Source organism: Ruegeria sp. C9 (assembly GCF_056537585.1).
Map to the genome: position 1 here is coordinate 67,416 of NZ_JBQFRU010000006.1, position 10,455 is coordinate 77,870.

Sequence of the window (10,455 nt, forward strand, 5' to 3'; positions counted from 1 at the left end):
AGGCGGCGATGGCAGCAGCGCAGTATCGCGCGGCCCTGCCGGTCATTGAGACCCGGCGGCTGGTTCTGCGTGCACCCACTCTGGACGACCTGCCGGTGTGGACATCGATCTGCAAGGACAGCTTTGGCGATACCGAGCAAGACGCCTGGACTGAGTTTTCCTACTACACATCAGGCTGGCTTTTGCATGGTCACGGCTTGTTCACCGTCACGTTTAAAGACGATGATCAGGTCATTGGCTTCGTCATTCTGGGCCTCGAATGGGACGATCACGAGCCCGAGCTTGGCTATATGTTCGATAGCAAGTTCCGCATGCAAGGTTACGCGACCGAAGCGTGCAGCGCCGTTCGCGATTTTGGCTTCGATCTGCTCGGGTCCGGTCAGTTCGTAAGTTACGTTTCGCAATCCAACACGCGTTCGAACGCATTGGCACAGCGTCTGGGTGCAACGCGCGACGCCGTTGCCGAAAGCGCCTTTGGTCCAACCCAGCATGTCTGGCGATACGGCGAGGTGCAGGCATGACACTTGCCATGGCCATACCAACGCTGGAAACCGAACGCCTGATCATGCGGGCCCCTTGCGAGGCCGATTTTGAGGCTGAGGCAGAGTTTTTTGCCAGCGACGCCTCGAAATTCGTCGGCGGCCCGAAACGCCCGGATGAGACATGGCGCGCTGTTGCGATGCTGTTAGGCCACTGGGCGATGCGTGGTTATGGCTTCTGGGGTGTCGAGGAAAAAGACACCGGCACCTATGTAGGCCATGTTGGCTTGTGGAACCCTCACGGCTGGCCCGAGCCCGAAATTGGCTGGACCCTTATGAACCACGCCACCGGCAAGGGTTATGCGACCGAAGCGGCACTGGCTGCACGTGCACATGCCTATGACGTGCTGGGCTGGGAAACCGCAATCTCGCTGATCGATCCGGATAATCTGGGCAGCAAGGCTGTCGCGGAACGGCTGGGCGCGCAGTTTGAATATATGTTCGAACACCCGGCTTTCGGGGCGATGCAGGTCTGGCGTCATTCGGCGCCTGCCGATCTGGTAAATGGTGGCGTGGAGGCATACGCATGACCTCGTTCACTATACCCACCGTCGAAACCGATCGCCTGATCCTTCGCGCGCCGCATCTGGACGATCTGCCTGCGATGACCGCGTTCTACGCGACCGAGCGCAGCCATATGGTTGGTGGTCCCAAGGACGCTCTTGGAAGCTGGAGCTCTCTTTCGAACAGATTGGGTCATTGGGCGCTGCGCGGTTATGGTCTGTGGCATCTGACTGAAAAGGCCAGCGGCGCATTCGTGGGATGGGCAGGCATGATCTACGTACCCGGCTGGGCGGAGCCCGAGCTGGGCTGGACGCTGATGGCCGAGGCCGAAGGCAAAGGTCTGGGCTTTGAGGCCGCCGCGGCTGCACGCGACTATGCAGCGCGGCATCAGGGGCTTAACGGTGTAATTTCTTACATCGCCCATGCCAATGATCGCTCGCGCGCGCTGGCCGAACGGCTGGGCGCAACGCTGGAGATTGAGAGAGCCGAGCTTTTGGGCAAGCACGCTCAGATCTGGCGTCATCCGCAGATTGATTTGACCACCGAAAGGACCGGCCAATGAACAACCCCGTGACACAGGCTGCTGCGCTGTTGAAAGACCATCGAGAAAGCATCGACCGGCTGGATGCGATCCTGGTCTATACGCTGGGCGAGCGGTTCAAGCACACGCAGGCCGTTGGCAAGCTCAAGGCCGCACACGACCTTCCCCCGTCCGATCCGTCGCGCGAGGCTGCGCAGATCGCACGGTTAGAAGACCTGGCGAAAGAGGCCGATCTGGACCCCGATTTCGCCAAGGCTTTTCTGAATTTCATCATTCAGGAAGTCATCCGACACCACAAGAAACATCAGAATTAACCGGAAACGATCCCGGTAAACGCCATCTAAAGGAGATACCACCATGGCAATGAAAATTCGTCTCGCCCGCGGCGGCTCGAAAAAGCGTCCCTTCTATCGCATTGTTGCGGCTGACAGCCGTATGCCGCGCGATGGTCGTTTCATCGAAAAACTGGGCACCTACAACCCGCTGCTGCCGAAAGACAGCGAAGAGCGCGTGAAAATGAACATGGAACGCATCCAGTACTGGCTGGATCAGGGCGCACAGCCCACCGACCGGATCGCACGTATGCTGGAAGCTGCTGGCGCCCGTGACAAGGCCGAGCGCAACAACCCCAACAAGGGTACTCCGGGCAAGAAAGCTCAGGAACGCGCGGAAGAGAAAGCTGCCAAGGCTGCTGAAGCTGCCGAAGCAGCTGCTGCACCGGCTGAAGAAGCAGCTGCAGAAGAATAAGCAGTCGGGCGCGTGCAGGATCAGGCCTTTTCCGACGATTTTCGCACGCAGTTCGATCTGTTGATGCGGCTCCGGCGTGATGTGCGCCGGTTTCGCACCGATGCAATTGACGAGGCAGTGCTTACGCGCTGCCTCGACGCGTTTCGACTGGCCCCTTCTGTTGGGCTCAGCGAACCCTGGCGCGTGATCCGCATCGAAAGTCAGGCCGCGCGCGACGCGGCGCTGAAGAATTTCCAAGCGGCCAACGAGCGGGCGCTGAGCGGGTATTCCGGCGAAAAGGCGCAGCTGTACAGCCAGCTGAAACTGTCCGGGATGAAAGAAGCTCCGGTGCAGCTGGCCGTGTTTTGCGACGATGCCACCGACAAAGGTCAAGGTCTCGGCGCAGGCACTATGCCCGAAATGCGGCGTTATTCCGTCGTCTCAGCCATCACGCTCTTCTGGCTCGCCTTGCGGGCAGAAGGCTTGGGCCTGGGCTGGGTCTCGATCCTCGACCCGGACCAGATGGTGCGCGATCTGGATGTCCCCGAGGACTGGCGGTTGATCGGATATTTCTGCTTGGGCTGGCCCGAGGCCCAATCCGATACGCCGGAGCTGGAGCAGGTCGGCTGGGAATGCCGCGACGCCTCTCTGTCGATCGAGGTGCGTTAGTCATGTTCGGTTTGTTACGGCTTCCCATCCTGCTGGCGATCGCATTTATTGTGGGCGTATTCTTCGAACGCTCGAACCAGCGCGAGGCGTGCGAGGTGATCGGACAATGGCGGGACGGGCTATGTGTGACGGATGGTCGAAATGAGTGATCTGATCTGCGTAGGCAGCATCGCGGGCTCGTATGGGGTGCGCGGCGAGGTGCGGCTGAAAAGTTTCTGTGCCGTCCCCGAGGATATCGAGGGCTATTCGCCGCTGACAGACGAAGAAGGTAAAGAGCGCTATCCAGTAGTCCTGACCCGCGCGATCAAGAACGGCTTTGCCGCTCGGCTGGGTGGCATTGAGACGAAGGAAGCGGCGGATGCGCTGAATGGCCTGCGCCTTTATGCGCGGCGCGATCAATTGCCGTCGCTGCCGGATGATGAGTTTTACCACACCGACCTTATCGGGCTTGAGGTTTATGACACCGGCGGCACGCTGCTGGGCCGAGTGAAATCGGTGCAAAATCACGGTGCGGCGGATCTGTTGGAACTGCATGGGCCGGGCTTAAAGGCCACCGTGCTGCTGCCGTTTACACTCGAATCCGTTCCGACCGTTGATCTGGACAAGGGCCGCATCATCGCTGATCCGCCCGAGGGCCTGCTGTAATGCGCCGCGTGTTGCTGCATCTGGGTCTGCACAAGACCGGGACGACGGCGGCACAGTCCTTTCTGTTCGAAAACCGCTCACTGATCTGGCCGCACCATGCGTTGGTCCTGCCCTATCGGACCCGCAAAACCGGCTTGTCCGAAGCAGCCACTCGCTATTCCGTCTACGGCACCCCCGGCGCGTTGAGCGATTTCAAGGATCAGATGCGTCACTTCCTGAATTCACTGGAATTTGGCCAGAAGCGCGGGCTGGTTCTGAGCGAAGAGAATTTCTCAGGCCTGCGCCCCAGCCGCAATGTCGCGGTGGGATATGAGGCCGCGCCCGAGCTCGCCTCGTGCCTTGTCGGCCTGATCCGCGACCGGTTTGCCGGGGAAGAGGTGCATATCACGATCTACTACTCGCTGCGCCAACGCGGAAGCTGGCTGCGCAGCCTGTGGGCACATGATCTTCAACGCTCGCGCCTAATTCAGGATTTTGAGACTTTCCGCGCCCGGCTTGAACCGGTGCCGTCGCCTCAGATTGCCGCTGCGGCTGTGCGCGACCGTTTGCCCTCGGTCTCGGTCCGCACCGAATGGCTGGAAGATCTGCAGGGCCAGCGACATGGGCTTGGAAGCACTTTTGCTGAATTCCTTGACCTGCCTGCGGACAAAGCCGCCGAATTGGTAGGCCCGACCCGATCAAACCCACGCCTGCCCGAGGATGTCTTGCAGCAGATGCTGGAAATGAACCGATCCGATCTGGACGATGCTGCGCTGATCGATCAAAAGACGGCTTTGGTTCAAAGCACCCAGAATGATCTGATCGGCTCGAGATGACAGATAAACCCGGAAAGTCCCATGGCCGCAAAGCCATCCGTCCAACGTTGAAGCCGCGCGAGTTGATGACGCCGACGCCCGATCTGCACGGGGTGTGGAAGGCCAAGATCATCACGTTGTTCCCATCTGCCTTCCCCGGTGTTCTGGGCGAAAGCCTGACCGGCAAGGCCCTGCAAGAAGGGCTATGGCAGTTGGAAACTGTGGATTTGCGCCAATTCGGGATCGGCAAGCACCGCAATGTGGATGACACCCCTGCGGGCGGCGGTGCGGGCATGGTGCTGCGTGCCGATGTGCTGGGTGAGGCCATTGAGCATACGATGGCGGGCATCCGGGGCAACTGGCCGTTGATCTACCTCAGCCCACGTGGGCGTCGGATGGATCAGAAAATGATGCAAAACCTGGCTCGCTGCGATGGCATGACCCTGCTATGTGGTCGTTTCGAAGGCGTCGATGAGCGGGTGCTGGAACATTACGGCGTGCAAGAGATCAGCTTGGGTGATTTTGTCATGACCGGGGGTGAAATCGCCGCGCAGGCCCTGATCGACGCCACCGTGCGGCTGATCCCGGGCGTTCTGGGCAATCAGGCCTCAGCCGAGGAGGAGAGCTTTTCCTCTGGCTTATTGGAGCATCCGCAATACACCCGCCCCGCCGACTGGAAAGGCCGCCCGATCCCCGAGATCCTGATGTCAGGCCACCATGGACGCATTGCGGATTGGCGTCATGAAATGTCGGAACAGATCACCCGCGAACGGCGGCCCGATCTGTGGGACGCCTATCGAAAATCAGAAGATAAGGGCTAAGACTAACGGGTTGCCTTCCACAACGCCCAGGTTTCCGGCGTGCCGTTGAAGGTGTTGATGTCCACCTTACCCTGAACCCCCGGCACCAGCCCGGTGCCGGTGTATTGCCAGAACCGCCAGACCGAGCCTGGATAAACGTTGCGCGGGTGGCCCGCGACCGAGCGCAGCCAGAACTCAGTTTTGGGAAGTCGTCCGATATCGGTGTCGCCGTAGAAATCTACCGTCGTGTAGACAATCGGGCGTCGGCCATAGTGGCGCTCGAGAATATCAAGGAACCGCTGCGCCTCGGCCCGAACGGTTCGGCCATCAGGGCGCAAGGTGCAGGTTTTGGAATGGGGCGTCCATTCCATATCCAGCACATGCGGCAGGTCGGCCCCTTTGGGCACGTTCTGGATGAACCAACGCGCCTGTTCATGGGCCGGACGGCAGAAATAATAATAGTGATAGGCCCCCCACGGCACTCCGGCAGCTTGTGCGCCGCGTCGGTGCTCGTCGAACATCGGGTCGGTAAAATCTCCGCCCTCGGTGGCTTTGATGAAGGCAAAGCTGACACCATTCTTCTGCGCGGTGCGCCAATCAATCGGCCCCTGCCAACGCGAGACATCCAGCCCATGCACCGGGTAATGGCCGGGATGACGTCCCTCCCACGGGTGCGGGTCAGCGTCACCAAAGGCGGGGTAGATGATCGAAGGCGGGGTCGTGTCCGCGAAGGCCTGCGGCTCAACCGCCTGAGGTTGCGGGCCGCGGCGACCACATGAGACAAGTGCAAGCGCCATAACGGCCAGCAGAAGTGCTTTGCGCATCTTATGATCCTGTATCAAAAATCTGCTCTTATAATTAACCCCAGAATGCCTGATCTGGTGAACAAGGCAACGGTGGATTTGACGGGTGGCAAAAACTCACCTGTTTCACCAAGAATAAGGCTTGATCCCCGCCCGCAAAGCCCGTAAAGCAGCGCAATCCGGTGTGGCGTTATGCGACTCCGGTGTTTTGGTTTGCATCCTGACGTGACGCCCAGCTTTCTTCGGCACCGGCGCGACAGGGCGGACCGAGCCAAAAGGAACATTCGATCTGACCTCTGGCGGGCTGTACGCAGGACCCGGTGAAGACCAAGAGCTCTCAGGCCGTGCCCAAACTTCGTGGACCAACCACGAGCAGATAGGAGTAACTGCGATGGACCTGATCGCACAGCTTGAGGCGGAACAGATTGCCGCCCTGGGGAAAGACATCCCCGATTTCAAAGCCGGTGACACCATCCGTGTCGGCTTTAAAGTGACCGAAGGGTCGCGTACCCGTGTGCAGAACTATGAAGGCGTCTGCATCGCGCGCAAAGGTGGCAGCGGCATCGCCGGTTCGTTCACCGTTCGCAAGATTTCGTTTGGCGAAGGCGTGGAGCGTGTGTTCCCGCTGCATTCGACCAATATCGACAGCATCACCGTTGTCCGCCGTGGCCGCGTTCGTCGCGCCAAACTGTACTACCTGCGCTCGCGCCGTGGTAAATCCGCGCGTATCGCAGAAGTCACCAACTACAAGCCCAAGGCTGGCGCCGAGGCGTAAGGAGCGGAAAGATGAAAAAAGACATCCATCCCGATTATCACGTCATCAACGTCAAAATGACCGATGGCTCTGTGGTTCAGATGAAATCCACCTGGGGCAGCGAAGGCGACCAGCTGGCTCTGGAAATCGACCCTTCCGTGCACCCCGCATGGACCGGTGGTTCGTCGCGTCTGATGGACGCAGGCGGCCGTGTGTCGAAGTTCAAGAAGAAATACGAAGGTCTGGGCTTCTAATCCCGACCTGGTTGAAATGCGAAAGGCCGTCCATTTGGGCGGCCTTTTTTGTTCTCCTGCCGTGATTACTGCAGGCTCAGAAATCAAACCCGGTCTGGACGGGGGGCGTGTAAGGCTCGATCATGTCCTCACCCTCGGCCCCGCGTTTGATGGGTTTGACGGTGTGATATTCGAACCGGCCTTCGTACTGCGTGCCCAACGACTGCTGCGCCTCTTGCGCAGTTGTGACGCCCGATAGCCAGTTTTCGATCTCATCCGGGGTCAGGATCACTGGCATGCGGTTGTGAATATGCGCGATCTGCGGGCTGGGTGGCCGGGTCAGGATCGTACAGCTATGGCTGCCATCATCCGTTCGGTAAAACCCCGCAAAAAACATCACCGGGGCATTGCGCTGAACCGTGATGTAGACAGGGCAATCATGGCCGTGATCCTTGGGCCACTCATAGTAACCAAGTGCCGGAATTAGACAGCGCCCATTGTTCCAGTATTGCTGCCAGAAGCTGACATTTTCGATCTTCGAATTGATCATCGGCTTCTTGCTGCGCGGATCCTTGATTTGCCAGCGCGCAGTAGCCAATTCGGCCTGATCGCCGTCCCAACGGACCATGCCAACCCGATTGGTGGGGGACACATTATAACCACCCGAAGGCAGCTGCTCGGGCAGATCAGGCGAGACCTTGCCGTAGAGAAAATACTCGGTAATCGCCAGCATTTCCCGCTGCGTCAGGTGACCGGCTGCAAACTTTCCACACATGACAAAAGCCTAGGCCGATTGAGTGCCGGTCACAAGTGGCCCCACCGACGATCAGTCCCTTGTCAGATCAACCGCGCTGTGCGGTGGAGGCACGGGGCCTCGCAGCATTACGGCAGCCAGGATCATCCCCAAAAGCGCAGCGATAGCGGCGACAAGCATGGCACTGTTAAATGCATCATCCTGCAAATCTCGCAAGGCGCGCGCCAACGCTTCGCCCGTGGTCGGATCAAGCGCCGCTATAAGCTGCTGCACCTGACTGGCGGTGCCATGTGTCAGTGCATGGGCCAGGTCGGCCCGTTGCTCGGACCCGGTAGGCAAGGCGTTGATCACTTCGGACAGGCCGCGTCGGGTAGTGATTGCTTCGGCCAGACCTCCGACCACGGCACCAAGGGTGGCACCAAAATAAAGGAACGCATTCACTACGCCCGAGCCCTGCCCCATATGTTCTTCCGGCAACAAGCGCAGCCCGAGACGCGGCAATAACGAAAAACCGATGCCAAGCCCGATCCCGATAATCACCAGCTTCCACCAAATCGCACCCATGCCTGTTGTGTTCGTCGTTGTCGTCAACAGCATGAACCCACATGTCATGAACCCCATGCCCAGGATCACCGGCCATCGAAAACTGTAAGGTGCCAGAAAGCGCGGGGCGACCACCGACACGACGAACATGCTGAGGCTTAGTGGCAGGATCGCCACCCCGGCCCCGACGGCAGACAGGCCGAATGCATCCGGCGATTGCACGAAGACGTTGAAATAGACGAAAAAGCTGAACAGCGCGAAGCCGGTGATGAACATCCCTGCCGCCGCCATGAAATAGCGGGGGTGGCGGAAATACCGCAGCTCGATCAGGGGGTCTGCGCTGCGGCGCGAGGTGATGACCAGCGCAATCACTGCCACAGCCGACACAGCAAGCGGGATCAGGGTCGATCTTGTGACCCATCCGTGGCTTTCCCCATTGCTGAGCGCAAAGGACAACGGACCAAGCAGCAACACCAACGCAACAGCGCCCGCCAGATCAAACTTTGCGCCAGCAAGACGGGTATCGGGAACGTAATGCTCTTTGCTGACCCGCAAGCCGACCACAAATGCCACGATCAGCAGCGCCAGATCGGTGGCAAACACGCCCCGCCAGCTGAGGTAATGCGCAAACGCGCCGCCAACGATCGGACCAACACCAATTGCCAGCCCGACGATCGCGCCCCAGGCACCGGTGACGCTGGCCCGTTGTTCCTCGGGCGTGGCAGCAGTCAGCAGCGAAAGCGAGGTGCCAAACAGCGCTGCCGCCCCGGCACCTTGGGCCCCGCGGCCTGCCAGCAACATGGCTGCATCCTGTGAAAACAACACAAGGGCCGAGCCAAGACCGAACACGATCATTCCGGCAAAGAAGACGCCCATCTTGCCGGTGATATCGCCAAGTCGGCTGACGATGGTAACGAGGGTCGCGCTAACCACTGTATAGATCGCCATCACCCATTGCAGGCTGGAAGGCGACAGATCGAACTCGGCCTTCAGATTTGGCAGGATCGTCGCAACGGCGGTTGTGTTGAAGCCAACAACCATCATGCACAGCGCGGTCATCACCAGAACCAGACGTGCCCCTCCCGCGCCGGATGTGTCCTCAGTGACGTCTTTTGGCATCTGCCTGTCCCCCGTTCAGGAATAGCGCGCTGGCCCTTCGGGCACCGTGTTGTGCCTATTATTAAACGGTTTTTTGCTGATAGATACTGTTTTTAGCGCGCTGCGCGCCCAGCGCCTATTAGATCCAGTAGGACAGCGCCAATGGCAGCACCAGGATCGTGGACAGAGTCGAAATCAGAATGAACCCGGCCACATCGGGTCCGTATTCCGGCGCATGCTGATCGATAAACAAATAGGTCGCGACAGAGGATGGCATCAAACAGCACAGGATCACCGCGCCCCGCTCAGCCCCGGTGAAGCCGAAGCTCCAGACCAACGCGCTGGCAATCACCGCAGCCATCAGCAGGTGCAGCGCTGTCAGCAAAACGGCTCGGCCAAGGCTTTTGATCCGCAGGGTCGCCAGCGTGTGGCCCAGCGTCAGCAACATCAGCGGGATCGAGAGCCCACCCAGAATATCAAAGGATTTGGCCACCGGTTGCGGCAGGCTGGTGCCCGTCGCCATCAACACCAGCGACAGTGCGACCGCGTAAATAATCGGCGAAGTCGCCAGTTTCTTGGGCGAGAACTCTCCGGCCGGAATCCACATGCCGATCGTGAAGATACTGATCAGCACAACCACCACAAATGCCATCGTATAGGCCATTCCCGCATCGCCCAGCGCCAAAAGGGTAATGGGCAGGCCGATATTGCCGACATTGCCATGCATCAGTGGCGTCAGAAATGCCCGCACCGGCAGCCGCATCAGTTTGAGCGCGACAAGCCCCAACAGCCCAAAACCTGCAATCGCCAAAGCGGCGGCCATCATGACATCAAGAAAGGTGCCGACCGCAATCTGGGTGGTTGAAAGGTGCGAGATTATTAGCGTCGGATACCCGACCCGCGAGACGATCCCGCCAATAACCTTGTTGTCATAAGGGGCCCTGATCACAGCCAGAGCGTAACCGATTCCAGCGCAAATCAGGACAGGCAGGACCACGTTCAAAACGTTCAGAAATAGATGATCCAATGGCTGCCCTCGATCACAAATCCAT

Annotated in this window: 16 protein-coding genes; 12 read left to right on the forward strand and 4 right to left on the reverse strand. The window is 59.3% G+C overall.

All coding sequences use genetic code 11. The annotated features are described in order from the left end of the window. The first annotated feature begins 8 nt into the window (after positions 1-8). The 10 genes from ACR0NE_RS16085 to trmD are packed head-to-tail and all read left to right on the forward strand — an operon-like array spanning position 9 to position 5,239. Positions 9-521 carry a GNAT family N-acetyltransferase gene (locus ACR0NE_RS16085; protein ID WP_170597463.1) on the forward strand — a complete coding sequence of 171 codons (513 nt, stop codon included), beginning with the start codon at positions 9-11 and terminating at the stop codon, positions 519-521. Continuing rightward, a complete protein-coding gene (locus ACR0NE_RS16090; RefSeq protein WP_170402397.1) occupies positions 518-1,069 on the forward strand; it encodes a GNAT family N-acetyltransferase in 552 nt (183 codons plus the stop codon). The genes ACR0NE_RS16085 and ACR0NE_RS16090 overlap by 4 nt, the downstream gene beginning before the upstream one ends. Then, positions 1,066-1,605 carry a GNAT family N-acetyltransferase gene (locus ACR0NE_RS16095; protein ID WP_170513361.1) on the forward strand — a complete coding sequence of 180 codons (540 nt, stop codon included), beginning with the start codon at positions 1,066-1,068 and terminating at the stop codon, positions 1,603-1,605. The genes ACR0NE_RS16090 and ACR0NE_RS16095 overlap by 4 nt, the downstream gene beginning before the upstream one ends. Beyond that, a complete protein-coding gene (locus ACR0NE_RS16100) occupies positions 1,602-1,898 on the forward strand; it encodes a chorismate mutase (protein ID WP_170392662.1) in 297 nt (98 codons plus the stop codon). Before ACR0NE_RS16095 ends, ACR0NE_RS16100 begins: the two co-directional genes overlap by 4 nt. A 43-nt stretch (positions 1,899-1,941) precedes the next feature. Next, entirely contained in the window at positions 1,942-2,331 is a 390-nt protein-coding gene (gene rpsP, locus ACR0NE_RS16105; RefSeq protein ID WP_010437590.1) for a 30S ribosomal protein S16, read from the forward strand. Positions 2,332-2,343: 12 nt separating this feature from the next. Next, positions 2,344-2,979, forward strand: coding sequence for a 5,6-dimethylbenzimidazole synthase (bluB, locus tag ACR0NE_RS16110; protein ID WP_170597466.1), 636 nt, complete (start codon positions 2,344-2,346; stop codon positions 2,977-2,979). 2 nt (positions 2,980-2,981) lie between these two features. After that, a complete protein-coding gene (locus ACR0NE_RS16115) occupies positions 2,982-3,128 on the forward strand; it encodes a hypothetical protein (protein WP_170392664.1) in 147 nt (48 codons plus the stop codon). After that, the gene (gene rimM, locus ACR0NE_RS16120) at positions 3,121-3,624 is read left to right on the forward strand and encodes a ribosome maturation factor RimM (RefSeq protein WP_170392665.1); all 504 of its coding nucleotides are present in this window, start codon (positions 3,121-3,123) and stop codon (positions 3,622-3,624) included. Before ACR0NE_RS16115 ends, rimM begins: the two co-directional genes overlap by 8 nt. Continuing rightward, the gene (locus tag ACR0NE_RS16125; protein ID WP_170597468.1) at positions 3,624-4,439 is read left to right on the forward strand and encodes a hypothetical protein; all 816 of its coding nucleotides are present in this window, start codon (positions 3,624-3,626) and stop codon (positions 4,437-4,439) included. Before rimM ends, ACR0NE_RS16125 begins: the two co-directional genes overlap by 1 nt. Then, the gene (trmD, locus tag ACR0NE_RS16130) at positions 4,436-5,239 is read left to right on the forward strand and encodes a tRNA (guanosine(37)-N1)-methyltransferase TrmD (RefSeq protein WP_170392667.1); all 804 of its coding nucleotides are present in this window, start codon (positions 4,436-4,438) and stop codon (positions 5,237-5,239) included. The genes ACR0NE_RS16125 and trmD overlap by 4 nt, the downstream gene beginning before the upstream one ends. 2 nt (positions 5,240-5,241) lie before the next feature. On the opposite strand, the gene ACR0NE_RS16135 is transcribed toward trmD, so the two are convergent. Further along, positions 5,242-6,042, reverse strand: coding sequence for a glycoside hydrolase family 25 protein (locus tag ACR0NE_RS16135; RefSeq protein ID WP_170392668.1), 801 nt, complete (start codon positions 6,040-6,042; stop codon positions 5,242-5,244). Between the two features lie 370 nt (positions 6,043-6,412). On the opposite strand from ACR0NE_RS16135, the gene rplS reads away from it, so the two are divergent. Next, positions 6,413-6,796, forward strand: a complete 384-nt coding sequence (gene rplS / locus ACR0NE_RS16140) for a 50S ribosomal protein L19 (RefSeq protein ID WP_170328369.1) — start codon at positions 6,413-6,415, stop codon at positions 6,794-6,796. A gap of 11 nt (positions 6,797-6,807) precedes the next feature. Next, positions 6,808-7,029 carry a 50S ribosomal protein L31 gene (rpmE, locus tag ACR0NE_RS16145; protein WP_170392669.1) on the forward strand — a complete coding sequence of 74 codons (222 nt, stop codon included), beginning with the start codon at positions 6,808-6,810 and terminating at the stop codon, positions 7,027-7,029. A 76-nt stretch (positions 7,030-7,105) separates the two neighbouring features. Here rpmE and ACR0NE_RS16150 read toward each other — a convergent pair whose 3' ends face one another. The 3 genes from ACR0NE_RS16150 to ACR0NE_RS16160 all read right to left on the reverse strand — a co-directional run bounded on the left by ACR0NE_RS16150 (position 7,106) and on the right by ACR0NE_RS16160 (position 10,430). Next, entirely contained in the window at positions 7,106-7,783 is a 678-nt protein-coding gene (locus ACR0NE_RS16150; RefSeq protein WP_170597470.1) for an SOS response-associated peptidase, read from the reverse strand. A 51-nt stretch (positions 7,784-7,834) separates the two neighbouring features. Beyond that, on the reverse strand, positions 7,835-9,424 hold the full coding sequence (locus ACR0NE_RS16155) for an MFS transporter (protein ID WP_170597472.1): 1,590 nt from the start codon (positions 9,422-9,424) through the stop codon (positions 7,835-7,837). 118 nt (positions 9,425-9,542) lie between these two features. Then, entirely contained in the window at positions 9,543-10,430 is an 888-nt protein-coding gene (locus ACR0NE_RS16160; RefSeq protein WP_170392672.1) for an AEC family transporter, read from the reverse strand. Positions 10,431-10,455 lie beyond the last annotated feature (25 nt).